The organism is Kitasatospora sp. NPDC017646, from assembly GCF_044329365.1.
Lineage (GTDB): Bacteria > Actinomycetota > Actinomycetes > Streptomycetales > Streptomycetaceae > Kitasatospora.
On sequence record NZ_JBIRJC010000003.1, the window covers coordinates 1 to 24,899 of the forward strand.

20 protein-coding genes, 1 rRNA gene, 2 pseudogenes and 1 riboswitch are annotated in these 24,899 nt (G+C 71.0%); of the genes and pseudogenes, 12 read left to right on the forward strand and 11 right to left on the reverse strand.

All coding sequences use genetic code 11. From position 1 onward, the window contains the following. The 4 genes from ACH4J0_RS05670 to ACH4J0_RS05685 all read right to left on the reverse strand — a co-directional run. Positions 1-93 (reverse strand): 16S ribosomal RNA (locus ACH4J0_RS05670); the annotation flags it as partial. A gap of 466 nt (positions 94-559) precedes the next feature. Then, positions 560-1,636 carry a threonine aldolase family protein gene (locus ACH4J0_RS05675; protein ID WP_396237447.1) on the reverse strand — a complete coding sequence of 359 codons (1,077 nt, stop codon included), beginning with the start codon at positions 1,634-1,636 and terminating at the stop codon, positions 560-562. After that, positions 1,633-2,391 (reverse strand): SDR family NAD(P)-dependent oxidoreductase, encoded by a 759-nt coding sequence (locus tag ACH4J0_RS05680; protein WP_396236545.1) that lies wholly within the window; start codon positions 2,389-2,391, stop codon positions 1,633-1,635. Before ACH4J0_RS05680 ends, ACH4J0_RS05675 begins: the two co-directional genes overlap by 4 nt. After that, positions 2,388-3,788, reverse strand: coding sequence for a DUF6421 family protein (locus tag ACH4J0_RS05685; protein ID WP_396236547.1), 1,401 nt, complete (start codon positions 3,786-3,788; stop codon positions 2,388-2,390). The genes ACH4J0_RS05680 and ACH4J0_RS05685 overlap by 4 nt, the downstream gene beginning before the upstream one ends. Before the next feature lie 542 nt (positions 3,789-4,330). On the opposite strand from ACH4J0_RS05685, the gene ACH4J0_RS05690 reads away from it, so the two are divergent. The 7 genes and pseudogenes from ACH4J0_RS05690 (at position 4,331) to ACH4J0_RS05720 (ending at position 11,446) form a co-directional block, all read left to right on the forward strand. Continuing rightward, a complete protein-coding gene (locus ACH4J0_RS05690; protein WP_396236549.1) occupies positions 4,331-5,224 on the forward strand; it encodes an ABC transporter substrate-binding protein in 894 nt (297 codons plus the stop codon). Positions 5,225-5,268: 44 nt separating this feature from the next. Beyond that, on the forward strand, positions 5,269-6,156 hold the full coding sequence (locus ACH4J0_RS05695; RefSeq protein ID WP_396237449.1) for an amino acid ABC transporter permease: 888 nt from the start codon (positions 5,269-5,271) through the stop codon (positions 6,154-6,156). Beyond that, the gene (locus ACH4J0_RS05700) at positions 6,153-6,911 is read left to right on the forward strand and encodes an amino acid ABC transporter ATP-binding protein (protein ID WP_396236552.1); all 759 of its coding nucleotides are present in this window, start codon (positions 6,153-6,155) and stop codon (positions 6,909-6,911) included. The genes ACH4J0_RS05695 and ACH4J0_RS05700 overlap by 4 nt, the downstream gene beginning before the upstream one ends. Before the next feature lie 289 nt (positions 6,912-7,200). Next, positions 7,201-7,767, forward strand: a complete 567-nt coding sequence (locus ACH4J0_RS05705; RefSeq protein WP_396236554.1) for a DUF5134 domain-containing protein — start codon at positions 7,201-7,203, stop codon at positions 7,765-7,767. 267 nt (positions 7,768-8,034) lie between these two features. Continuing rightward, positions 8,035-8,982, forward strand: coding sequence for a M56 family metallopeptidase (locus ACH4J0_RS05710; RefSeq protein WP_396236556.1), 948 nt, complete (start codon positions 8,035-8,037; stop codon positions 8,980-8,982). 116 nt (positions 8,983-9,098) lie between these two features. Beyond that, positions 9,099-10,611, forward strand: a pseudogene (locus ACH4J0_RS05715) (MFS transporter). A 256-nt stretch (positions 10,612-10,867) separates the two neighbouring features. Next, a complete protein-coding gene (locus tag ACH4J0_RS05720) occupies positions 10,868-11,446 on the forward strand; it encodes a TetR/AcrR family transcriptional regulator (RefSeq protein ID WP_396236558.1) in 579 nt (192 codons plus the stop codon). 109 nt (positions 11,447-11,555) lie between these two features. On the opposite strand, the gene ACH4J0_RS05725 is transcribed toward ACH4J0_RS05720, so the two are convergent. Then, positions 11,556-12,422, reverse strand: coding sequence for a helix-turn-helix domain-containing protein (locus tag ACH4J0_RS05725; RefSeq protein ID WP_396236560.1), 867 nt, complete (start codon positions 12,420-12,422; stop codon positions 11,556-11,558). Between the two features lie 418 nt (positions 12,423-12,840). Here ACH4J0_RS05725 and ACH4J0_RS05730 point away from each other — a divergent pair. Continuing rightward, a pseudogene (locus ACH4J0_RS05730) lies at positions 12,841-13,305 on the forward strand (ATP-binding protein); the annotation flags it as partial. A gap of 421 nt (positions 13,306-13,726) precedes the next feature. Here the strand turns inward: ACH4J0_RS05730 and ACH4J0_RS05735 are convergent. After that, on the reverse strand, positions 13,727-13,990 hold the full coding sequence (locus ACH4J0_RS05735; protein ID WP_396236562.1) for a DUF397 domain-containing protein: 264 nt from the start codon (positions 13,988-13,990) through the stop codon (positions 13,727-13,729). Positions 13,991-14,550: 560 nt separating this feature from the next. On the opposite strand from ACH4J0_RS05735, the gene ACH4J0_RS05740 reads away from it, so the two are divergent. The 3 genes from ACH4J0_RS05740 (at position 14,551) to ACH4J0_RS05750 (ending at position 17,834) form a co-directional block, all read left to right on the forward strand. Beyond that, a complete protein-coding gene (locus ACH4J0_RS05740) occupies positions 14,551-15,501 on the forward strand; it encodes a hypothetical protein (RefSeq protein ID WP_396236564.1) in 951 nt (316 codons plus the stop codon). Between the two features lie 461 nt (positions 15,502-15,962). Beyond that, a riboswitch (cyclic di-AMP (ydaO/yuaA leader) is annotated at positions 15,963-16,126 on the forward strand. 7 nt (positions 16,127-16,133) lie between these two features. After that, on the forward strand, positions 16,134-17,414 hold the full coding sequence (locus tag ACH4J0_RS05745) for a transglycosylase family protein (RefSeq protein ID WP_396236566.1): 1,281 nt from the start codon (positions 16,134-16,136) through the stop codon (positions 17,412-17,414). A gap of 216 nt (positions 17,415-17,630) precedes the next feature. Continuing rightward, a complete protein-coding gene (locus ACH4J0_RS05750; RefSeq protein WP_396236568.1) occupies positions 17,631-17,834 on the forward strand; it encodes a hypothetical protein in 204 nt (67 codons plus the stop codon). A gap of 94 nt (positions 17,835-17,928) precedes the next feature. Here ACH4J0_RS05750 and ACH4J0_RS05755 read toward each other — a convergent pair whose 3' ends face one another. From ACH4J0_RS05755 to ACH4J0_RS05775, 5 genes are all read right to left on the reverse strand, one after another. Further along, the gene (locus ACH4J0_RS05755; protein WP_396236570.1) at positions 17,929-18,948 is read right to left on the reverse strand and encodes a LacI family DNA-binding transcriptional regulator; all 1,020 of its coding nucleotides are present in this window, start codon (positions 18,946-18,948) and stop codon (positions 17,929-17,931) included. Between the two features lie 25 nt (positions 18,949-18,973). Further along, positions 18,974-20,671: a glycoside hydrolase family 13 protein gene (locus ACH4J0_RS05760; protein WP_396236572.1), complete on the reverse strand. Its 1,698-nt coding sequence runs from the start codon at positions 20,669-20,671 to the stop codon at positions 18,974-18,976. Between the two features lie 73 nt (positions 20,672-20,744). Then, positions 20,745-21,650, reverse strand: coding sequence for a sugar ABC transporter permease (locus ACH4J0_RS05765; RefSeq protein WP_396236574.1), 906 nt, complete (start codon positions 21,648-21,650; stop codon positions 20,745-20,747). Positions 21,651-21,690: 40 nt separating this feature from the next. Further along, positions 21,691-22,692 (reverse strand): carbohydrate ABC transporter permease, encoded by a 1,002-nt coding sequence (locus tag ACH4J0_RS05770; RefSeq protein ID WP_396236576.1) that lies wholly within the window; start codon positions 22,690-22,692, stop codon positions 21,691-21,693. 79 nt (positions 22,693-22,771) lie between these two features. Continuing rightward, positions 22,772-24,052 carry an extracellular solute-binding protein gene (locus ACH4J0_RS05775; RefSeq protein WP_396236578.1) on the reverse strand — a complete coding sequence of 427 codons (1,281 nt, stop codon included), beginning with the start codon at positions 24,050-24,052 and terminating at the stop codon, positions 22,772-22,774. 309 nt (positions 24,053-24,361) lie between these two features. On the opposite strand from ACH4J0_RS05775, the gene ACH4J0_RS05780 reads away from it, so the two are divergent. Then, positions 24,362-24,886 carry a GNAT family N-acetyltransferase gene (locus ACH4J0_RS05780; protein WP_396236580.1) on the forward strand — a complete coding sequence of 175 codons (525 nt, stop codon included), beginning with the start codon at positions 24,362-24,364 and terminating at the stop codon, positions 24,884-24,886. Positions 24,887-24,899: the final 13 nt, after the last annotated feature.

Below are 24,899 nucleotides of genomic sequence, written 5' to 3' on the forward strand. Positions count from 1 at the left end.
ACTGATCCACCCCGAAGGGCTTCACCGTTCGACTTGCATGTGTTAAGCACGCCGCCAGCGTTCGTCCTGAGCCAGGATCAAACTCTCCGTGAATGTATACCCGGCAGTGCTCAATTAAGAGCGCCGGTCGACACCCGCGTCGAGCGGCACGGCAACCACCGGAATAGGGCGGCCCCGCGCACTGCGTCCTCGCTAGTGTTATTTCAAAAGGAATCTCCAACCCTGATCAAACGATCGAGGCCGGGGATGTCAACATATCTGGCGTTGACTTTTGGCACGCTGTTGAGTTCTCAAGGAACGGACGCTTCCTTCGGACCGCCTTTCAGCGGGCCCTCCGGGCGCTTCGTTCTTTCGTGTTTCCAGCTTATCAGATGTTTTCCGCTCCGCTTTCCGGAGTTTCATTCATCGGATTCGCTTTCCGCTTTGTCTCCCCGGTCTCCCGCGGCGACTCCGGAACTGTACGGGCACCGACCCGCCACATGCAAATCGCCTCCGCCCGGGACTCCGGACGGAGGCGATCGCTGTTCGACACGACGTCGGGCGAACGTCAGGCGCGTCGTCAGGAGCGGCCCATCTCCTCGGCGATGGCCGCAGCGAAGGCGTCGACGTCGGCCTCCGTGGTGTCGAACGAACACATCCAGCGCACCTCACCGGTGTGCTCGTTCCAGAAGTAGAAGCGGTAACGCTTCTGCAGCCGCTCGCTCACCTCGCGCGGGAGGATCGCGAACACCGCGTTCGCCTGGACCGGGCGGACGACCTCGACACCGTCGATCTTCCGGACCGCCGCCTCCAGCCGGCTGGCCATCGCATTGGCGTGGCCCGCGTTGCGCAGGTAGAGGTCACCTGCGAGCAGGGCCTCGAACTGCACGGAGACGAAGCGCATCTTCGAGGCGAGCTGCATCGAGGTCTTGCGCAGGTACTTGATGTTGCGCACCCGCTCAGGGTTGAGCACCACCACGACCTCGCCGAAGATCAGGCCGTTCTTCGTGCCGCCGAAGGACAGGACGTCGACGCCGAGGTCGGTCGTGAAGGCCCGCATCGGCTGGCCGAGCGAGGCGGCGGCGTTCGCCAGTCGGGAGCCGTCCATGTGGACGAGCATGCCGAGCTGGTGGGCGTGATCGACGATCGCGCGGATCTCGTCGATCGTGTAGAGGGTGCCGAGCTCGGTGCTCTGGGTGATGGAGACCGCGAGCGGCTGCGCGCGGTGCTCGTCGCCGAAGCCGTAGGCCTGGAGGTCGAGCAGCTCCGGGGTGAGCTTGCCGTCCGGGGTGGGGACGGTGTGCAGCTTGATGCCGCCCATCTTCTCCGGGGCGCCGCCCTCGTCCACGTGGATGTGGGCGGTGTCGGCGCAGACCACGGCGCCCCAGCGGGGCAGCAGCGCCTGGAGGGCGACCACGTTGGCGCCGGTGCCGTTGAACACCGGGTAGGCCTCGGCCCTGCTGCCGAAGTGGCGGCGGAAGACGTCCTGGAGGTGCGCCGTGTAGTCGTCCTCGCCGTAGGAGATCTGGTGGCCTCCGTTGGCGAGGGCGATCGCGGCGAGGACCTCGGGGTGCACGCCGGCGTAGTTGTCGCTGGCGAAGCCGCGGACGGCGGGGTCGTGCCGCCGTACCGCGTCCGTACGGGTGGGGTCGGTCATCGGGCTGTCAGCCACAGGTGCTGTCCGTTCAGTTCTGCTGCGGGGCGGTCCCAGAGGTCCGCCAGGTGTCCGGCGAGGTCGGCGGTGTCGGTGAAGCCGGCGAACTTCGCCTCCGGCTTCTCGGCCCGCATCTCGGGGCTGACCAGCGCCTTGATGACCAGGATCGCAGCCGCCGCGGTGGGCTCGCCGTCCGGGGCGGTGGTCTCCTTCTTGAAGGAGTCGGCCATGGCGAGGGTCCAGGCCTCGGTGGCGGCCTTGGCGGCCGCGTAGGCGGCGCCGCCGGCGGTGGGCTTGTGCGCGGCCGCGGCGGAGACCATGGCGTAGCGGCCGGCCGGGCTGCGGACCAGCGCGGGCTGGAACGCCAGCGAGGTGTGCTGGAGGGTGCGCACGACGGTGTCGTGCAGGAAGTCCCAGTCGTCCAGGCGGGTGTCGAAGAAGGTCTTGCTGCCGCGCCAGCCGCCGACCAGGTGGAACAGGCCGTCGACGTGGCCGTGCTCGGCCTCCAGGTGGTCGGCCCAGTCGTGGACCTCCTGCGGGTCGAGCAGGTCGATCACCTGGCCGCTCACCTTCGCTCCGCGTACCGCGACGCGGGTGGCGTCGAGGGCGGACTCCAGGCGCTGGGCGTCGATGTCGGCGCCGATCACGGTGGCGCCCTCGGAGGTGAGGCGGCGCAGCACGGCCTGGCCGGCCGGGCCGCTGGCTCCGGCGACGGCGATGACCTTGCCGGCCAGCTTGGTGGAGGGGGTGGTGGTCACGCGGCGACTCCCTGGATGCCGGCGCCGGTGATGCCGGCGGTGGCGGCGATGACGCCGCGGAGTTTCTTGGACAGGGCCTCGTAGAACATGCTCAGCGGGAACTCGTCCGGGAGCACGGCGTCGCACAGCGCCTTGTTCAGGGCCTTGCCGTCGGTGATGTCGAGCGGGAGGGCCTCCGGGCCCTTGGCCCAGGTCGAGGCCGGGTGCGGGGTGAGGTAGCGGGAGACCAGCTCGTAGGCGGCGATCCAGTGGGCCGGCTTGGGCCGGTCGATGCCGTCGCGGTACAGGGTCTCGATCTCGCCGCAGAGCGCGTTGGTGACCTGCGGGGCGCGCTCCCAGTCGATGGTGAGGCGGTTGTCGCGCCAGCGCAGCGCGTCGTGCTTGTGCAGGTACGCGAAGAGCAGCTGACCGCCGAGGCCGTCGTAGTTGCGGACGCGGTCGCCGCTGACCGGGAAGCGGAACAGGCGGTCGAAGAGGATCGCGTACTGGACGTCGCGGGCGTGCGGGTTGCCCTCGGTCTCCAGCTTCACCGCCTCCTTGAAGGTGGTGAGGTCACAGCGGAGCTCCTCCAGGCCGTACATCCAGAACGGGCTGCGCTGCTTGATCATGAAGGGGTCGAACGGCAGGTCGCCGTGGCTGTGGGTGCGGTCGTGGACCAGGTCCCACAGGACGAAGGTCTCCTGCGCGCGCTCCTGGTCCTTGAGCAGGCCCTCGGCGTCGGCCGGGATCTCCAGGCCGAGCTGCTCGATGGCGGTGGTGGAGACGGCGCGGAAGCGGGCGGCCTCGCGGTCGCAGAAGATGCCGCCCCAGGTGAAACGTTCCGGCGCCTTGCGCACGGCGACCGTCTCGGGGAAGAGGACGGCGGAGTTGGTGTCGTAGCCGGCCGTGAAGTCCGTGAAGGTGATCGGCACGAACATCGGGTTGTCGAAGCGGGTGCGCTCCAGCTCGTCCAGCCACTCGGGCCACACCACGCGCAGCAGGACGGCTTCCAGGTTGCGGTCCGGGTTGCCGTTCTGGGTGTACATCGGGAAGACGACCAGGTGCTCCAGGCCGTCCTCGCGCTGGTCGGCGGGCTGGAAGGCGAGCAGCGAGTCCAGGAAGTCGGGCTCCCGGTAGCCGGTGTCGGCCCACTTGGCGAGGTCGGCGTCGACGGCGGACAGGTAGGCGGCGTCGTGCGGGAAGTTCGGGGCGAGCTCCTGGACGGAGGCCCGGACGGTGGCGACCAGCGGGTCGACGGTCTGCCGTTGGACGACGGACAGGTCGATCGAGCCGTCCTTGGACTGCAGCGGGCGCAGCGTCTCGACGGCCTCCTTCAGGCGCAGCCACGCCGGGTGGACGGCGAGGGTCGAGACCGGGGCGTCGGCCGCCGCTGCGAGCCTTGGCGAAAGATTCTGCATCGTGGACTCACTTCGACAGGAGTTATTTCAACGAGGACACCATAAGTACGAAAGGTTCTCCGGTTCAAGGGGGCCAGAACCGACAAAAATCCGGCCCCCGCCGTCCCGGCCCCAAAACCTGCGCCGGAGCGGCGTCCGTCCGACATGTGGACGGTCTTCTGGATGTTCTGGACAGACGAGCCGTCCTGATGCGAACCTCCCCGCATGCTCCCGACGGTGATCACGGTGGCCGAGCGCCACGACAGCCGGTACCGGGTGCCCTCCCGTCGGCAGGCCTGTTGTCGTTGCCGCTGCCGCGCGCACGGCCGCTGTCGCCGCTGTCGTTGACCCGACCGCGGCCCTCGCCCCGGCTGCGGCCGACCAACTGCCGCTGTTCCGGCCCGGGGCGCCGCGGACGCGGGCCCGTACGCCGACCATGCCGTGTGTGTTCCGGCGCCGCCACCGGGGGAAGTGACCCGCCGGGAAGCGGCCCGCCGGGCCGTACCGGCCGCGCCTGCCCGCCCTTCCCCCTGTCCCGCCCGGCCCTTCTCTGGAGTCCTGCCATGAGCCTCCGCAAGCCGTCCGCCGTCCTGCCCCTCGCCGCGCTGGTGGTGGCCGCCGCCGCCCTCACCGGGTGCGCGCCGCAGGACGCCAAGTCCGACGGGGCCGCCGCCTCCGGCGCCCCGGGTCCGGCCGGTACGGCGGCGAGCTGCGCGCCGGGCGCCCTGGCCACGCGGACCGCCGGGAAGCTGACCATCGGCACCGACAAGCCGGCGTACGACCCTTGGTTCTCCGAGGACGAGCCGGGCAACGGAAAGGGCTTCGAGTCGGCGGTGGCGTACGCCGTGGCGGAGAAGCTGGGGTACCCGAAGGACAAGGTCGGCTGGGTCGTGGCGCCGTTCGGCAAGGCCACCGCACCGGGGGCCAAGGACTTCGACTTCGACATCAACCAGGTGTCCATCAGTGACGAGCGCAGGCAGGCGGTGGACTTCTCCTCCGGCTACTACGCCGTGCGCCAGGCCGTCATCGCGCTGAAGGGCTCCAAGGCCGCGGGCGCGAAGAGCATCGCCGACCTCAGGGACGCCAAGCTCGGCGCGCAGATCGGCAGCACGAGCCTGGACACCATCACCAACACCATCAAGCCCAGCGGCCGGCCCGCCGTGTTCGACTCCAACGACCTGGCGAAGGCCGCGCTGAAGAACGGTCAGGTCGAGGCGCTGGTGGTCGACCTTCCGACGGCCTTCTACATCACCGGCGCCGAGGTGCCGGAGGCCCAGGTCGTGGGGCAGTTCGAATCGGCGTCGCAGGGTGAGCAGTTCGGCCTGGTGCTGGACAAGGGTTCCCGGCTGACGTCGTGCGTGTCCGGGGCGGTGGACGCGCTGCGCGCGGACGGGACGCTGGCCAAGCTGGAGGAGCAGTGGCTGTCGGACGCCGTTTCGGCGCCGGTGCTGAAGTGAGCGGGGAGGCGAGCGCGGCCGGACCGGTCGACGTCGCGAAGGACCTGGCGGCCTCGGAGGACGCCGCGCACTCGGCAGACCAGGACGGGTACCGCCCGTCCGAACGGCGGCTGGCACACGAGGCGTACCGGCGCTCCCGCGCCCGCCGCTCGGCCCTGATCGCGACCGCCTCGACCGTGCTGACGGCAGTCGCGCTGTACCTGCTGGTCGTCAACTCCCCCGGATGGGAGGTGACCCGGCGGACCTTCTTCAACCTGGACTACGCCCGCCAGGCACTGCCCGAGGTGTTGCGGGGGCTGCGGCTCAACCTGGAGCTGATGCTCGGCTGCGGGGTGCTGATCCTGGTGTTCGGGCTGCTGCTCGCGGTGCTGCGGACGCTGCGCGGGCCCGTCTTCCTGCCGGTGCGGCTGCTGGCCACCGCGTACGTGGACTTCTTCCTCGGGCTGCCGATGATCATCTGCCTGCTGGTGATGATCACCGGGGTGCCGGCGCTGCGGCTCACCGGGGTGACCACCGATCCGCTGCTGCTCGGCGGGGCGGCACTGGTCCTGACGTACTCGGCGTACGTGTCGGAGGTGTTTCGCTCGGGCATCGAGTCGGTGCACCCCAGCCAGCGGGCGGCGGCGCGGTCGCTGGGGCTGACCAACGCCCAGGCGATGCGGTACGTGGTGCTGCCGCAGGCGGTCCGGCGGGTGGTGCCGCCGCTGATCAACAACCTGGTGAGCCTGCAGAAGGACACCGGACTCGTCTCGATCGGCGGGGCGATCGACGCCGTGTACGCGGCGAAGATCATCGCTGCGCACTCCTTCAACTTCACGCCGTACCTGGTGGCGGGGCTGGTGTTCATCGTGCTGACCATTCCGCTGACCCGGTTCGCCGACTGGCTGACCGGGCGGATGAACCGTCGGCAGTTGCAGGGAGGTGCGGTGTGAGCGGGACCGAGGTGCTCCGGCTGGAGTCGGTGCGCAAGACCTTCGGCGGCCAGGTGGTGCTGCGCGACGTGGACCTCGCCGTGCCCGAGCACTCGGTGACGGCACTGATCGGGGCGTCCGGCTCCGGGAAGTCCACGCTGATGCGATGCGTCAACCTGCTGGAGGGGATCGACGACGGGGCGATCTTCCTGGACGGCGAGGAGATCACCGACCCGCGCGCGGACGAGGACGCGGTGCGGCGCCGGATCGGGGTGGTGTTCCAGTCCTACAACCTGTTCCCGCACATGACGGTGCTGGAGAACATCACGCTCGCACCGCGCCGGGTGCACCGGGTCGGACGGGCGGAGGCCGAGGCCGCGGCGCTGGAACTGCTGGACCGACTGGGGCTGGCGGCCAAGGCGAAGGAGTACCCGGACCGGCTGTCCGGCGGGCAGCAGCAGCGCGTCGCCATCGTACGTGCGCTGGCCGCCGGACCCAGGCTGCTGCTGCTCGACGAGATCACCGCGGCGCTCGACCCGGTGCTGGTCGGAGAGGTGCTGGCGGTGGTGCGGGACCTCAAGGAGCAGGGCATGACGATGGTCCTCTCCACCCATGAGATGGGCTTCGCCCGTGAGGTCGCCGACCGGGTCTGCTTCCTGGACGGCGGAGTGGTGCTCGAACAGGGGCCGCCGGAGCAGGTGCTCGGCGATCCGCAGGAGGAGCGGACCCGGCGGTTCCTCAGCCGGGTCGTCGCCTCGGGGCGGCTCCAGGGCTGAGCGCGGTGCGCCCGGGGCCGCGAGCGGTGGGGCGTCCGGGGTGGATCGCACAACGGTGGTCACCACTGTGCGCCCCTGCACGCGCCTTGGCCGCGCCGGGGGCGTAGCGGTGATCGTGGACGGGACGATCGTCGTCGTGGCGGAGGGATGACGGGGAGCGGATGACAGCTGACAGCCAACGACTGACGGATGACAGATTTCAACCTCTGTCATCCGTCATCTGTCAGCTGTCTTCTGTCAGCTGTTGGCCGCCCGTCGTTCGCCGCCCGCCGCTCCCGGGAGGCCGCCGTTGCACGGACCCGCCCTGGTCAACTGGCTCCTCGCCCTCCTCACCGCCACCGCCGGCGCCTACTGCCTGACCCGCCTGCGGCACGCCTCCTGCGGCACCGCCGCAGGAGGCGCCCGCCCCGCCCATCCGCCACTCTCCCGGGAATCCGACGCCGCCGAAGCCCTGATGGGGCTCGGCATGGCGGCGATGGCCGTCACCGGCGCCACCGTCCCGGCCGCCGTCTGGGCCTTCCTGTTCGGCCTCCCCACCGCCCTCTTCCTGCTCGCCGCCCTGCACGCCCCCGCCGGCCGGGCCCACCGGCTGCACCACGCGGTCGGCGCGCTCGCCATGACGTACACGGCCCTGGCGATGAGCGCTGCCCCCGGCGGTCACCACCACGCCGCCGCGCTCGGCGCCCCCCTGCTGACCGGCACCCTGCTGCTCTACTTCGGCGGCTACTCCCTGTGGGCCGGCTCCCGCCTGTTGCGCACTCCGGCCGGCACCCTCGTGCTCGGCACCACCGGTCTGCCGCGGGCCTGCCGACTGACCATGGGCATCGGGATGTTCGCCATGCTCCTGACCTTGTGACCCGATCCGACCGTACGAGCCGCAGGCCAGCGGGCAGGGCGCGAGTACCGGAGCCCGCGCCGAAACCCGCGCCGGAGCCCTCACCGAAACCCACGCCGGAGCCCGCGCCGACCCGCGCCGAAACCCTCACGCAGCCGCACCAAAGCCCGCCCCCGCGGGTGGCGTTGGTCACTGGCCGGCCGAAAGCCGTTCCACCGGACGTCGCCAGCGCATAGGTTGGCGGGGAGCGCGTTGTCGCGTTCCGTGCGTACTCGGGGAGCCCATGCGATGACTGCCCTGATCGGCCTGCTGCTGCTCGGCCTGTTGCTCTCCACCGTGGTGCCCCGGCTGCTGGCCCGGGCCCGCTGGGTGGAGCGCGAACCGGTGCTGGCCCTGCTGGTGTGGCAGTGCATCGTGGTGGCCGTCCTGCTGTGCTGCGCCCTGGGTCTGGTCCTCGCCGCGTCCGCCGCCGAGCCCGAACTGCGCGCCTGGGTGTTCTCCGGCGCTCCGCACGGCGTGGAGGCCGCGTACGGACTCCAGGACGCCGAGGGCTGGGGCCGGCTGTGCGCCGCGGTCCTGGCGGCGGGCGCGCTACAGACGGTGCTGGCACTCACCCGCGAGGTCCGTACCGCCAAGGCCCTTCGCAACCGTCGGCACGCCCAACTGGCTACCAGAGCACCGGAGTTGCCCGAAGCGATCGACGCCGCCCGGAGCCGTCGGGAGCGGCTGGTGGTGCTGGAGAACGTCCGCCCCGAGGCCTGGTCGCTGCCCGGACCGAACTCCCGCCTGGTGGTCACCACCGGTGCCCTCCAGCAACTCACCGACCGGGAGTTGGCCGCCGTGTTGAGTCACGAGCGCGGGCACGTCCGGGCCCGGCACCACTGGCTCCAGCAGTTCGCCCAGGCCCTCGCCTCCGGCTTTCCCGGCATCGGCGTGTTCCGCGCCTTCCGGGACCAGGTGGCGGAGCTGGTGGAGCTGGCGGCCGACGACCGTGCCGCCCGCCGGCACGGCCGGCACACCACGGCCCTCGCACTGGCCGAACTCAACCTCGACCGCGGAGTGTTCGGCTCCTGCCCGCCCGGCCTGGCGCAGTCCCCGAAGCGGGTGGACCGGCTGCTCGCGGGCCGTCCCCGGCTGTCCGTCCCGCACCGGTTGCAGCTCACCGCCGCAGCCCTGGCCGCGCCCGCCGGGGCCGTCCTGCTGGCCGTTGCCCCAGGGCTGCACTCGCTCCTCTGACCGGTCCCACCGAGCGCGCCGGCACGGGGAATCCGAACGCGAGCAGGTGAGTTGACGAATCCTCAGCTGGACGCCGGATCCCCGCAGAGCGGCGCGAACCACCCGCCGAGCGTCACATGACCACCGCGACCACCACGTCACCCGACGCCCCGTCAACCAGCGGGCTGCACTGGACACCCCGCCTCTGGGGCACCCTCGTCGTGCTCTGCGCCGCCATGTTCCTGGACGCCCTGGACGTCTCGATGGTGGGCGTCGCCCTCCCATCCATCGGATCCGAACTGCACCTCTCCACCTCCACCCTGCAGTGGGTGGTCTCCGGCTACGTGCTCGGCTACGGCGGCCTGCTGCTGCTCGGCGGACCCGCCGCCGACCTGCTCGGCCGCCGCCGGGTCTTCCTGGTCGCCCTCAGCGCCTTCGCCGCCGCGTCCCTGGTCGGCGGCCTGGTCGACGACGGCGGCCTGCTGATCGCGGCCCGCTTCCTGAAGGGCGTCAGCGCCGCCTTCACCGCCCCGGCCGGCCTGTCGATCATCACCACGACCTTCGCCGAGGGCCCCGCCCGCAACCGGGCACTGTCGATCTACACCACCTGCGGCGCCAGGGCTTCTCGCTCGGCCTGGTGCTCAGCGGCCTGCTCACCTCGGTCGGCGGGCGCTGGACCTTCCTGATGCCCGTACCGGTCGCACTGCTCGCCCTGGTCTTCGCCGTGCGCCTGCTCCCCCGCCCGGTGGAGGAGCCCGCCAAGGGCGGCTACGACGTGCTCGGCGCGATCACCGGCACCACGACCGTCCTGCTGCTGGTGTTCACGGTGACCGAGGCCCAGGGCGCCGGCTGGCTGAGCCTGCGCACCATCGGCTCGCTGGTCGTGGTCGCCGCGCTGGCCGCCGCGTTCCTTCTGGTCGAGAGCCGCACCGCCCACCCGCTGGTCCGGTTCGGCATCTTCCGCAACGGCTCGGTGGCCCGCGCCAACGTGGTCGCCTTCGCGATGACCGGCGCGTACGGCGGCTTCCAGTTCGTCGTCACGCTCTACCTGCAGCACCTGCTCGGCTGGTCGGCCCTGCAGATGGCCCTCGGACTGCTGCCGGCCGGCGCCTTCATCGCCCTCTCCGCACCGTTCATGGGCCCGATCGTGGACCGCTTCGGCACCGCCCGGCTGCTGCCGATCGGCCTGCTGTCCCTGGCCGGCGCCTTCGCCCTGTTCCTGCGCCGGGACGAGCACAGCTCGTACCCGGTCCTGGTGCTGCCCTCGATGCTGCTGCTCGGCGTGGGCTTCGCGCTGGCCTTCCCCTCGGTGAACATCGCCGCCACCGACGGGGTGGCCGACGAGGAGCAGGGCTGGCCTCGGGCCTGGTGAACACCGCGATCCAGGTCGGCACCGCCGTGGTCCTGGCCGGGGCGACCGCGATGATCACGGCCGGAAGCGCGGGCGGCGACAGCGCCCGGGCCCAGTTGGACGGCTACCGGCCGGCCCTGGTCCTGGTCACCGCGGTCGCGATGGTCGGACTGGTCGTGGCGGCGGTGGGGGCCCTGGTGGACCGGCGCCGAAATTCAACTCCCGTGTCGGTGCCGGATTATGATTACCCGCCTGCCGGGTCGTCCGTGGCCCGGACCGAAGTCCTGACCGAGCGCTGACCCCCTGGCCCTCGCCCACGGCCGACCCCTGACCGCCGGGCACTGGTGCCGGCTCCACCAAACCCCCGTGTTGGTGGAGCCGGCCGTCCTTGTACGGGCCGCCCGGGCGGTGCCCCCAAGGGCACGGTTCCACGGCGCGGCTGCCGGCTCCGCAAGTATATTGGCCCGGAGCCAACGAACGTTCGGAGCAGACACGATGGCACCTCGCGGGGATTCGGTCAATGAGGAGATGCGGCAACGCTCCCGTCGACGCATCATGCGAGCCACCATCGAACTCGTTGACCAGCGCGGTTACGCGGGCACCACGCTGACCGACATCGCCGAGCGGGCCGGACTCGCCCGCGGCCTGCTCTCCTACTACTTCGACGGCAAACGACTGCTGATGCAGTCCGCCACGCACCGGATGATGCACCAGGCACTCTCCGGCGAACTGGCCGAACTGCCGCCGGGCGCCTCCCCCGAGGCCCGGCTGGCCCGCGCGATCGACACCGTCCTCAGCCTGGCCATGGACCACCCCCGGGTGATGCGCTCCCACCTGGCACTGATCCTCGACCCGGACACCGGCGCCTTCGTCCAGGACCCGGAGCAGCAGCAGGTCGGCGCGATCCTGCAAGGCCTGCTGGAGGACTGGGGCGCGCCGGACCCGGTCGCCGAGCACGCCGTGCTGCGCAGTGCGCTGATGGGCGGCTGCATCGGGGTGCTGCTGCCGGGCGCGGAGATCCCGCTGGCACCGATCCGCGCCGACCTGTTCGGCCGCTACGGCCTGGCCTGGGAGCTGGGCCGACCGCCGCAGCCGCTGCCACCGGAACGCGAACGGCCGCCGACCCGCGGTTGACGGCGGGCGGGCGGCCTGGCGGCAGGGCCGGGCACTCGCACGAACGGCCGCCGGCACCCGCTCGGACGGCCGATGGTGGAGGGTCTCCCGGGTCGCGCCCGGGAGTTGCTCAACGCTCCTTCAGGATCGACGCGAGCAGGTCTATCGTGCGCTCGGGCGTGAGGCTGTCCACGCAGAGCCGCTCCATGACCTGGATGTACGCGTCGACGTCATCCCGCTTGTCCAGGTACAGCGCGCTGGTGAGCTGCTCCAGGTAGACCACGTCCGCGAGGTCCTGCTCCGGGAAGCGCAGGATCGTGAACGCCCCGGACTCGCCCGCATGGGCGCCGAAGCGGAACGGCATGACCTGGATGACCACGTTGGCCTGTTCGGCGACGTCGATCAGGTACTGCACCTGACCGCGCATCACCCGGGGGCCGCCGACCGGCCGGCGCAGCGCCGCCTCGTCGATGACCGCCCACAGCCGCGGGCTGGCGCCCTCGGTCAGCAGCTTCTGGCGGCGCAGGCGGAGGCTGACCCGCCGCTCGACCTCCTCCTCGCTGATGACCGGCCGACTCTGTCCGAAAACCGCCCGTGCGTACTCCTCGGACTGCAGCAGTCCGGGGATGAACTGCACCTCGTAGGTGCGGATCAGCTGGGCGGCCTCCTCCAGGCCTACGTAGGTCTGGAACCAGCCCGGCAGCACGTCGTTGAAGCTGTGCCACCAGCCGGACTTGTTGGCCTCGCGGACCAGCCCGAGCAGGGCCTCCCGCTCCAGGCCGTCGTCGACGCCGTAGAGACTGAGCAGGTCGGCGACGTCGCGCTCCTTGAAGCTGACCCGGCCCAGCTCCATGCGACTGATCTTGGACTCGGACGCGCGGATCGCGTAGCCCGCGTCCTCACGGGTGATCCCGCGCGCCTCGCGCAGGCGGCGCAGCTGCGAGCCGAGGAGGATCCGGCGGACCATCGAGCCGCCGCCCGGCTGAACTGTGGTCATGCGGTCGAAACCTCCACCTAGGGCAAACAGCGCACAGTCTGCCATCAGTTGAGCGCTCACGGTGCCGATACTGACGGATGTTCCTATCAGTTCTGCACTCCGCACACCAGGATGCACGTGCATCCGGCGCTTGCATATGCCAATAGTGCGACTGCACGTGAATCGACTCTTGCATCTGCAGTGAGCGCACACCACCATGGTGCACGTGCACCTGCACATCCCTGGCAATCCCGCGGGCTCCGCGTCGACCCCACGCGCGACTCCGTGCACCGACCCGGCGGCGTCCCCCGCGCCATCGGGCGTTCGAGTGCGCGCGCGCCTGGTCGAGGGGGCGGCCGAGCGGCCGAGCGAGTCGGAGGTGACCGGCATGACCCCGGCGGGTCCAGCCGTGTCCGCCCCCTTATGGGAGGAGCTCTTCATGAGCACCGGTACGGCTTTGGCAGTTGACCCCCATGTGGTCACCTGTACGCTCGCTCCTCGCTTCGAAGCCGTGAGAACCGCTCGCGACTTCGCCCGGACCGCTCTTCAGCGCTGGGGCCTGATGGAGCTGTTCGACGATGTCGCGCTGGTGGCCTCGGAACTCGTGACCAACGCGCTCCGGCATGCGATCGGCGCACGGCCCGACCCGTCGGGCTGCGCCCTGGGCGAGTACGACTTTCCCACACAGTCGGCTCCGGAGGGACGGCTGCCGATCCGAATAAGCCTGGTGCACCGCGCGCCGCAGGTGGTCTGCGCGGTGAGCGATCCGAGCAGCACCGGCCCGGTGGCCCGGGAGGCGGACTTCGTCGCCGAATCCGGCCGCGGGCTGCACCTGGTGGAGTCGTTCAGCCGCTCCTGGGGCTGGCACCCGCTGGGCAGCGGCAAGGTGGTCTGGGCCGTGTTCGAGTCGGAACCGGCCGGCGGCAACGGGCTCGGCGGCAGCAGGCTCGACGACGGCGCACTGGGCGGCCACCAGCTCGACGAGCTCGACGGCCGAATCGAAATCGGTGGACGGCACCGGCGCTCGGCCTAGCGCCGCACGGCGCACGGCCGGCCGAGGGACGACCCGGGAGGACCACGCCCCGGGCCCTTCAGCCAGGCCCCCGCGCCGGACCGGACCACGACCCCGGCACCGGTTACCCGCCCGGGTGCTCCGGCCCCGGAGGACGCGGGCAGCCCGCGGGAGCACCCGCGCCACACCGGCAGGCCCTGCCGCACGGTCCACGGGCCCGGACGCAAGCGCGAAGGGCCGTCGCCGGGCAAAGACAAAGGCCGTCGTGGTGTCAGCACCCACGACGGCCCCCCGATGGTGGAGCAGTGGCCGGTCAGACCGCCAGGTGGTCGAACTCCCCGTCCTTGGCCCCCAGCAGCAGGGCGGCGATCTCCGCCCGGGTGTAGATCAGCGCCGGACCGTCCGGGAAGCGCGAGTTGCGCATCGCGACGTCGCCGCCGGGCAGGGCCGCGAACTCGACGCAGTTGCCCTGGGAGTTGCTGTGCCGGCTCTTCTGCCAGACCACCCCCTTGAGATCGGCCGCGGCCATCCCGTTGTAGGTGTGGCTCGAGCCGTGCGTGTCCTGCGAGTCGTGCATAGAAATCTCCCGAAGAGCTCCGGAGTTGTCGTCCAGCGCGGCGCCCCCGGCACCCGCCGAACGAACGGACCGGCCCCGTAACCGGTCCGGCGCAACGCCTCACTTGACGCGATGATAGCCGCAGTGCACGTGCATCAGCACGGGACATTGCAGGTGCACGAGGCCTTTTGTCGGCCGCCCCGAACTCTTCACGGACCCTTCTCCTGACGGTACGTAAACGGACATAGCCGATTGAAACGACGGCTCGTCCATAACCGGCCGTGAGCAGCCCCCCGCTAAATGTTGATCTTCGAATGCCGGGAGTCGCATCTCCGTGACCCTCCGTCAGGCCACCTTCCGGCTGTGAGACATCTCACGCGCCCCGGGTGCAACGCGCCACCCCGTGGGGCGCGTCAGGGCAACTGCATGGGCTCGCGCGGGCGCCGGGCGAGGAATGTCCGGATTGTAGGCAAACCGCCCGGAGCGGAGCGGCTGCAACACGGCCTCCGCACCACGACCACCCGAAACCCGTACGGCAGCCGACTGCAGGCCTGACGGGCCGATGTCCTACGATCTCCGGCATGAGCACCGCAGCCATCCCGGGCGCGCCACTGCCCGTCCGCACTCCAGGCTCCCGTGCGCGGGGGCGCCACCGCCGCCCCGAGCGCCCCGAGATCCGCACCGGCTCGCCGGCCCTGGTGCTCGCCGTTCCCGCGACGGCGGGGCCCGAGTCCCGTTCGGTCGTCGAGGAGCTGCTGTCGATCGTCCGCAGCGAGCACGCCGGCGTCCAGGCCGCGGTCGGCTACCTCCCGGCCGACGGCGCCGAGACCGGGGCCTCCGAGGACCGCACCGTGACGGAGCTGCTGGCGGCGGCCGCCGAGGCCGGACTGCCGACGCCCGTCGTGGTCCCGCTGGTGGCCGGTCCGCACGGCTTCCTGACCGGGCTTCACGCCCTCGCCGCGGAGTTCGGCGCGACCGTCACCGACGCGCTGGGCCCGCATCCGCTGCTCGCCGAGGCCGTCCACGTACGGCTGTCCGAGGCCGGGCTGGCCCGGGCCGACCGGGCCCGGCTGTTCGCCATCGCGACCGCCGCCGACGGCGTGGTGCTGACCACCGTCGGCGGTGAGGACGCGGCCGCCGCGGCCGGGATCACCGGCGTGCTGCTGGCCGCCCGACTGGCCGTCCCGGTCGTCGCCGCGGCACTCGACGTGCCCGGCTCGGTCGCCGGGGCCGTCGACCACCTCAAGGAGACCGGCTCCCAGCGCCCGGCGCTGGCCCCGCTCGTCATCGGCCCGGAGGCGGACTCCGAGCTGCTCGCCACGGCCGCCGAGGAGACCGGCTGCCCGTCGGCGGCGCCGCTGGGCGCGTACCCGACCGTCGGCCAGCTGATCGCCTCCACCTACCTGGCCGCGCTGCCTACGCCGTCGGCGGAGGAGCTGGCCGAGGCCGAGGCGGAGGCCGCGGCCACCGCCGGGGCCGGCGAGGGCTCCCGACGCGCCCACGCGGCCGCCGAGGGGCCCGTGGAGGGCTGACGGCCCCCACGGACCGCCCACTGCCCCACCCGCACCACCGAAGGGCCCGGAACGCCTGAGTTCCGGGCCCTTTCCGCTTGTTCGGATTGCCCGCTAGGAGAGTCAAGAGGCATTGCTCCGTAATGTCCGTTCTGGTGCTATTTGTCGATAAATAGTCGGCGCGTCATCCAGCGCTCGATCCGTCCGCACTCCTCCCGCACGACGAGTGCGCCCCCGATGCAACTCAACACTCCGTCACATCACTCCTGAGACGGAGACAGTTTCGGGAATCCGACGCGAAATTACCGGAAAACGATCATTTCCGATCATGGAATACGACCCATTCGACGTTTTCCATAAACCGTGATGCGCATCACAGGTATTTGCAGTTCGAACTTAAGTCTGCTTAACGTGCTCCCCGTTCGTGACCACACGGACCCAGTTCATCCGCGACGCCGAGTCCTGCCGTCGGATGTCCTGGCAGCGCGAAAACGCATCACGGCAGGAGCGGGGGAACCACAGGTAAGTCGCCCTGGACCGATTCCCGGAAACGGTCCAGGGCTAGGGGTGAAGCCGCGCCCACAGCGCGGCCGGGCAACTCCAGCCCGAATCCGACAGCTCACCTCGCAGGCGTGGGAGAGGACCGCGTCTTCATGCTGCCTTCCAACGGCAACCGCCTGTCCAGCCGCACCCGTCGCGTGATCGCCGCCGTCGGCGTCGCGGGCGTCGGCCTCACCGTCCCCTGCCTCACCACCGGCACCGCCAACGCCGCGTCCGTCGCCACTTGGGACAAGGTCGCCCAGTGCGAGAGCGGCGGCAACTGGAGCATCAACACCGGCAACGGCTTCTACGGCGGCCTGCAGTTCACCTCCAGCACCTGGGCCGCCTTCGGCGGCACCGCGTACGCCGCGCAGGCCAACCTCGCCACCAAGGACCAGCAGATCGCCGTCGCCGAGAAGGTCCTCGCCTCGCAGGGCCCCGGCGCCTGGCCGGTCTGCTCGGTCCAGGCCGGTCTGACCCGGGGCGGCGCCGCGGCCGCGGTCGACACCTCGACGGCCGCAAAGCCCGCCCAGGGCCAGGCCCCGGCCGCGAAGCCCGCCAAGCCGTCCGCGCCCGCCCAGGCCCAGGCCCAGGCCTCCGGAGACTCCGCCTCGGCCGCGGCCGCGGCCAAGTCCGCCAACAGCGGCTGGGCCAAGCAGCGCCAGACGCAGGCCGGCGACTACACCGTCGTCGCGGGCGACTGGCTCTCCTCGATCGCCGACAAGCACCACGTCCAGGGCGGCTGGCAGCACCTGTACGAGCTCAACCGCAGCACCCTCACCGAGGGCCCGGACACCATCTACCCGGGCCAGCAGCTGACCTTGGGTGACGGCACCTCGACCCAGGCCGACCAGTCCTCCACCGCCACCAGGTCCGGCTCGGACTTCACCTGGTTCGACCGCTCGCAGAAGTCCGGCCAGGCCTCGAACGGCGGTGCCGTGGACGCCAAGCCGGTCGCCCAGAGCAAGGCCCCGGCGTCGAAGCCGGCCGCCCAGGCGCAGACCCAGGCCCCGGCCCCGGCCCCGGCCGCCACCGGCAGCATGGCCGCCGCGGTCTCCTTCGCCAAGTCGAAGGTCGGCCAGGCGTACGTCTACGGCGGCACCGGGAACGGTGGTTGGGACTGCTCCGGCCTGACCCAGGCCGCGCTGCGCGCCGCGGGCATCAACATCCCGCGCGTCGCCGCCGACCAGGCCGCCGCCAGCACCCACGTCTCGCTGGACAGCCTGCAGCCGGGCGACCTGCTCTTCTGGTCGAACAACGGTCAGAACTCCGGCGTCTACCACGTCGCCATCTACGTCGGCGGCGGCCAGTACGTCGAGGCCGCCAACCCGAGCTCCGGCGTCCGCATCCAGACCATCGCCAACTGGGCCCCGGACTTCGCCGGCCGGGTCTGAGCACCGCGAACACAGGACGGCTGACAGGTCACAGCTGACAGAACACGGATGACAGCTGACGGCTGACAGCCGTCGCCCGACCGCCCCGGGGAGAGTCTGGTCGCTCCTCCCCGGGGCTTCGGCGCACCCGCACCACCGATCCGCACGCCGGATTCCGTATGGCCGAACTCCGACGCAGCGGGCATGCTGCTGCTACACACCCGAGGAGGAGTCGCCATGGCCCAGGTCACCATCACGCTCGACGCGAACCTTGCGATCGACGCGATGCTGCTCTCCGGTACCGAGAACCCCCAGGACGCCATCGAACTGGTAGTGCGCGACTACCTGGCCCGCGGCCGCCGCACCGAGAGCCGCACCGGCGACGCGGCCGACGGCCGGCGGGAGGTCCCCACCGACCGCCCGAACGTCCAGGAGGGCTGACCGGGCAGCGCGTACGCCGACGGGCCCCGGAGAGCAACCGCCCTCCGGGGCCCGTCATTCGGCGCGGGCCGCCGAACGCCCGCACCGGCCGAACTCAGCGCGCGCAGGCCCCCGTGGAGCCCCGCATGACCAGCTCCGGCTGGAACATGAACTCCCCGCGCTGGGCGGCGTTCCCACCGACCTCCTCCAGCAGCGCGTCCACCGCCGCCGTCGCCATCGCCTCGACCGGCTGGCGGATCGTGGTCAACGGCGGCTCGGTGAAGGCGATCAGCGGCGAGTCGTCGAAGCCGACCACCGACACGTCGTGCGGCACCGACAGCCCGCGCTGGCGCACCGCCCGGATCGCCCCGAGCGCCATCATGTCGCTCCCGCAGACGATCGCCGTGCAGCCCTTGTCGAGCAGTGCGCCGGCCGCCGCGTGCCCGCCCTCCACGCTGAACAGCGTGTGGTGGACGAGGCCTTCCGCCTCCTCCTGCCCGAGCCCGAGCACCTCGCGCATGGCCACCGTGAAGCCCTCGATCTTGCGCAGCACCGGCACGTACCGCCGCTGTCCGACCGCCAGGCCGATCCGCTCGTGTCCGAGTTCGGCCAGGTGCTGGACGGCCATCCACATCGCGGACCGGTCGTCCGGCGAGATGAACGGCGCGTCGATCTTCTCGCTGAAGCCGTTGATCAGCACGAACGGCACCCCGCGCCCGGCCAGCCGGGCGTAGCGGTCGTGGTCGGCCGTGGAGTCGGCGTGCAGCCCGGAGACGAAGACGATGCCCGCCACGCCCCGGTCGACCAGCATGTCGACCAGTTCGTCCTCGGTAGACCCGCCCGGGGTCTGGGTGCACAGCACCGGCGTGAAGCCGTGCCGACTGAGCACCTGCTCGATCACCTGCGCCAGCGCGGGGAAGATCGGGTTGCTCAACTCCGGCGTGATCAGCCCGATCAGCCCGGCACTGCGCTGGCGCAGCCGGGTCGGCCGCTCGTAGCCGAGCACGTCCAGCGCCGCCAGGACGGTCTGCCTGGTGGCGGCTGAGACGTTCGCCTTGCCGTTGAGCACGCGGGAGACGGTGGCTTCGCTGACCCCCGCCTGCGCCGCGATGTCTGAGAGTCGCGCCGTAGTCACGGTCCCAGAGCCTATTGCAACCACGTCAGACCGCCCACCAGCCGGTGGCGTCCGGAGCGAGGACCGTCTCGCCGCCGTCCACCACGAGTTCGGTCGAGGCGAGCAGCAGCCGGCCCGGGGCGGCGATCCGCACCGGCTCGCCGGTGGTGTTCACCGTGCAGACGAAGGAGCCGCGCCGGAAGGCGAGGGTGCCCTCGGGGCCGTCCAGCCACTCGACCTCGGTGCCGGCGCCGAGGTCGGGCCGGGCCCGTCGGACGGCCAGAGCGCTGCGGTACAACTCCAGGGTGGAGGACGGGTCACCGGTCTGCGCCTCGACGCTCAGCTCGGCCCACTCGGCCGGCTGCGGCAGCCAGGACGGCCCGCCCGCGACCGGTCCGAAGCCGTACGGGGCCTCGCTGCCGGACCACGGGATCGGGACGCGGCAGCCGTCGCGGTAGCCGTCCTGGCCGGCCTGGCGGAAGAAGGACGGGTCCTGGCGGACCTCGTCCGGCAGGTCGGTGACGTCCGGCAGGCCGAGCTCCTCGCCCTGGTAGACGTACGCGGAGCCGGGCAGCGCGAGCATCAGCAGGGTGGCGGCGCGGGCGCGGCGCAGGCCGAGTTCGCGGTCGCCGGGGGTGCGGATCTGGGTGCCGAGGCCGGGCTCGTTGGCGAAGCGGGTGGCGTGCCGGGTGACGTCGTGGTTGGAGAGCACCCAGGTGGTCGGGGCGTCGACCGGGCGCATCGAGTCGAGCGAGAGGTCGATCACCTCGCGCAGCGCGGCGGCGTCCCAGTCGGTGCCCAGGTACTGGAAGTTGAAGGCCTGGTGCAGTTCGTCGGGGCGGACGTAGTTGGCGGTGCGCTGGACGGTCGGGGTCCAGGCCTCGGCGACGCCGATCCGCTGCCCCGGGTACTCGTCCAGGATCCTGCGCCAACTGCGGTAGATCTCGTGCACGCCGTCCTGGTCGAAGAACGGCATGACGTCGTTGCCGAGCAGCTTGAGCTGGTCGGCGCCGCCGAGGTCGGGCAGGCCGGGGGCCTTGACCAGGCCGTGGGCGACGTCGATGCGGAAGCCGTCCACGCCCATGTCCAGCCAGAACCGCAGGATCGAGCGGAACTCGTCGGCGACGGCCGGGTTCTCCCAGTTGAAGTCGGGCTGTTCCGGGGCGAACAGGTGCAGGTACCAGTCGCCGGGGGTGCCGTCCGGGTTCTCGGTGCGGGTCCAGGCCGGGCCGCCGAAGATGGACTCCCAGTCGTTGGGCGGCAGTTCACCCTGCTCCCCCTTGCCGGGGCGGAAGTGGTAGCGCTCGCGCAGCGGGGAGCCGGGGCCCTCGCGCAGGGCGCGCTGGAACCACTCGTGCTGGTCCGAGGAGTGGTTGGGGACGAGGTCGACGATGATCCGCAGCCCCAGCTGGTGGGCGTCGCGGATCAGCGCGTCGGCGTCCAGCAGGGTGCCGAACATCGGGTCCACGGCGCGGTAGTCGGCGACGTCGTAACCGGCGTCGGCCTGCGGCGAGGCGTAGAAGGGGGAGAGCCAGACGGCGTCCACGCCGAGGTCGCGCAGGTACGGCAGGCGGCTGCGGATGCCGGGCAGGTCACCCATGCCGTCCCCGTTGGAGTCGGCGAAGCTGCGCGGGTACACCTGGTAGATGACCGCGTCCCGCCACCAGCCTCTGGACGCGCCGGCGTTCGCCTCGTGAGCGGTGTCGGCGGCAGGCCGGGAGGTGTCGGCCAGGTTCTGGGTCATGGACGGTATCCCTTGGGGACTAGAGGAGCGGTAGGCGCTGGGTCGTCGGGGAGCGCTGGAACGGCGTTGGGCCTCAGGACTTGGAGGCACCGGCGGTCAGGCCGGTGACCAGGTGGCGCTGCACCAGGTAGAAGAAGGCCGCGGACGGGATCGCGATCAGCACCGCCGTGGCGGCCATCAGGTTCCACTGGGCGTCGTGCTCGCTGACGAAGCTCTGCAGGCCGACGGCCAGCGTGTACTTGTCGGAGCTGAGCATGAAGGTGGAGGCGAACGGCACCTCGGCCCAGTAGGTGAGGAAGGAGTAGAAGGCGGCCACCGCCAGCCCCGGGCGGGCGAGCGGCAGCACCAGCCGCCAGAAGGTGCCGAACGGGCTGAGCCCGTCGACCCGGCCGGCCTCGTCGATCTCCACCGGGATGGTGTCGAAGTAGCCCTTCATCAGCCAGGCGCAGTACGGCACGGTGGTGGTCGAGTAGACCAGGATCAGACCGGTGTAGCTGTCCAGCAGGCCGAGTTCGGAGAGCATGGTGTACATCGGCACGATCAGCACCGCGATCGGGAACATCTGGGTGACCAGCAGCGACCACATCAGCGGCTTGTGCCCGGGGAACTTCATCCGGGAGACGGCGTAGCCGGTGGTGGCGGCCAGCAGCACGCCGAACACGGTGGTGACGCCGGAGACCAGCAGGGCGTTGCCGAACCAGGTGAAGAAGTCGGTGTCGGCCAGCACGTGCTGGTAGTTCGACAGCGTGAGCTTGCCGAAGATCTGGCCCGGGTGGAGGTAGTCGGTCTTGTCCGGTCCGAGGGAGACGAAGAGGATCCAGCCGACCGGGAACAGCGCGATCAGGCTGGCCAGGATCAGGACACCGTGGGACAGCGCCTTGGACAGCGGGCTGCTCTCGCCGCGCGGCCGGAACTTCGCGGGCCGGGCGGCCGGGGCCGCGGTCGCCGCGGCGGCGGGGCGTTCGGTGGTGGTGCTCATCGGGGTTACCTGCCTTCGTGGGTCAACTGGGTCCGGGGCCTCAGCCGTTGGCCTGCTCGTTGCGGGCGAGCCAGCGCCGGTAGAAGGCGGTGAAGACGATCAGGATGGACAGCAGGATCACGCCGTACGAGGCGGACTGCGCGAAGTCCTGGGGGATCTGGCCGAAGGCGAGGCGGTAGGCCCAGGTGACCAGCAGCTGGGCGTCGGGAGCGCCCTTGCCGAACAGCAGGAAGATGACGTTGAACTGGTTGAACGTCCAGATCACGCCGAGCAGCACGACGGTGGAGGAGACGCTGCGCAGCCCGGGCAGGGTGATGTGGCGGAACTGCTGCCAGCGGGTGGCGCCGTCCATCTCGGCGGCCTCGTACAGCTCGGCCGGGATCGACTGCAGGCCGCCGAGCAGCGAGATCATCATGAACGGCACGCCGGCCCAGGTGTTGACCAGGATCGCGGCCGCCTTCTGGGCCCACGGGTCGGTGAGCCAGCTGGGCTCGGGCAGGTGCAGGGCGGAGAGCATGGTGTTGACCACGCCGCCGTCGGAGAGCATCAGGCGCCAGGAGAAGACGGTGACGAAGGTCGGGACGGCCCACGGGAGGATGAGCAGCATCCGGTAGGCGGCACGCCCGCGCAGCTTCTTGTTGAGCAGTACGGCGAGGCCGAGCCCGAGGGTGTAGTGCAGGCAGACGCAGATGACCGTCCAGGCGATGGTCCACACGAAGTGGGACCAGAACCGGTCGTACGAGCCGGGGCCCCAGAGGATGTCGGCGTAGTTGTGGAAGCCGATGTAGTGGTAGCTGGCCGGGATCTCGTTGACGCCGATCTTGCGGGCGACGTTGAGGCTGTTGGCGTCGGTGAGGGTCAGCCAGACGCCCTGGACGAGCGGGTAGAACACCAGGACGCCGAGCACCAGCACGACCGGGGTGATCATCGCGTAGGCGTACCAGTGCTTGGCGTAGGAACGCTTGAGGCGTTCCAGCAGGCCCGGACGCTGATCGCGCTCCCGGCTGCCCTTGCCGGTGGCGCCCTGCACGGCGACTGACATCGTTTGCACCTTCTCGGGGGGAATTCTCGGGGGAGCCGACGGCCCGGCCCGCCGGTGTCGGCGGGCCGGGCTGCGGGGACTACTTGGCGAAGCCCGGCAGGAGCTTGGCGTAGTCCGTGGCCACGGTGTTCAGCGCGTCCTGGGTGCTGGTGCCCTGGACGGCCTTGCCGAGGTTGGTGCCGAGCGAGTCGAACAGCGAGCCGTACTCGGGCAGTTCGGGGCGGGGCTTGGCGCTGCCGAGGATGGCCTGGAAGCCGGCGATGCCCGGGTCGGCCTTGACGTCGGCGGTGTAGGCGTCGGAGCGGGTCGGCAGGGTGGAGTTCTTCTGCGCGATGAAGGCCTGGCTCTCGGCCGAGGTCATGAAGGCGGCGAACTTCTCGGCGGCGGCCTTGTGGGCCTTGTCGGCACCGGCGTAGACCGCGATGTTGTGGCCGCCGGTGGGGGCGCCGGCCTTGCCGCTGGAGCCGGCCGGGACGGGGGCGATGCCGAGGTTCTTCTTGTCGGCGAAGGCGGAGCCCTTGTAGATGTTGGTGATCTCCCAGGGGCCCTGGATGATCGCCGCGACCTTGCCGCTGTTGAAGGCGTCCATCATGTGGGCGTAGGCGTCGGTGGTGACGTCGGCCTTGGCCGTGCCGGGCGAGGTGAACATCGACTTGTAGGTCTCGATGCCCTTGACGGCCTCGGGCGAGGTGATGGTGATCTTCTTGTTGGCGGCGTCGACGGTGTCGGTGCCCTCGCCGAACAGGAACGGCATCGCGTAGTAGCCGTCGGCGGCCTTCAGCCAGAAGCCGTCGACGCCCGCCTTGTCCTTGATGGCGGCGGCGTCGGTCTTCAGCTCGTCCCAGGTCTTGGGAGCGTCGGTGATGCCGGCCTTGGCGAACAGGTCCTTGTTGTAGAGGAAGCCGAGGGTGTCGGTGACCAGCGGGACGCCGTACAGCTTGCCGTCGTACTTGGCCTGCTGGATCAGGCTGGGCTGGAAGGAGGAGGTGTCGGCGGCGGCCGGGGTGCCGTCCAGCGGCTCCAGGAAGCCGGCCTTGGCGAAGGCGGCGGTCCAGCCGACGTCGGAGCGGAACACGTCCGGTGCGCCCTTGGCCCCCATGGCCGTCTGCAGCTTGTTCTGCGCCTGGTCGAACGGCACGTTGACGAAGTTGACCTTGATGTTCGGGTTGGCCGCCTCGAACTTCTTGGCCAGCTCCTGGTAGTTCGGAGCCTCGTTGGTGGCGTTCGACGTGTCCCAGTACGTGAGGGTGACCGGGCCGTCGGCCTTGCTGTCCGAGCCGGAGCCGCCACTGCTGCCACAGGCAGCCATCGAGACCGCGAGGGCCACAACGAGGGCAGAGGCCGCGATGCCACGCCGCATGAGAACTCCTTGGGAGGGTGGGGGTGCCCGAGATGTTGGGAGACAGGCGCATAATGGCTGCCTCGTGCCGACCGCACCGTTGCTGCCGTCGGGCTCGGAAGGAAGTTAACAGCGGCGCAAGAGTGGCGGAAAGTCCTTGCAGCAAGTTTCTGCAAGAAATGGCGATCGTTACGCCCACGTGTCCTGGACGTAGCCGCGCGGTAGTCGACAGCGCGGCGCTATGTCCGCCTTCGTCCGTTTCAGCCCGGTCCGAGATGGCCGACGCAACCATCGTGGGTGGCTGAAAGGCACTTGCAGCAGACTGGGCGCATGCGCATCAGAGCCGTCACCGTCGACGAACTGCCCCTGCTGGGCGAGCTGGAACGGGCCGCCGGAGCCCCCTTCGCCGGTATCGGGATGCCGGAGATCGCCGAGGACGAACCCCCGGCCCCGGAGGAACTGGCGCCCTACCTGGAGCACGGCACCGCCCTGGTCGCCGAGGCCCCCGACGGGACGATCGCCGGCTACCTGCTGGCCGGGCCGGTGGACGGCGCGCTGCACATCGAACAGGTCTCGGTCCACCCCGACCACGCCCGCCGGGGGATCGGCCGGGCGCTGATCGAACACCTCGCCGAGGACACCGACGCCCCCGCGCTCACCCTGACCACCTTCGCGGACGTCCCGTGGAACGCCCCCTACTACGCCCGCTGCGGCTTCCGCCCGCTGGCCGACGCCGAACTCACCCCCGGGCTGCGCGAGATCCGCCGCAAGGAGGCCGAGCACGGCCTCGACCGCTGGCCCCGGCTCTGCATGCGCCGGGACCTGCGGCAGGGCGTGACCAGCGGCAGGGCGTGAGCTGCGCCGGCCG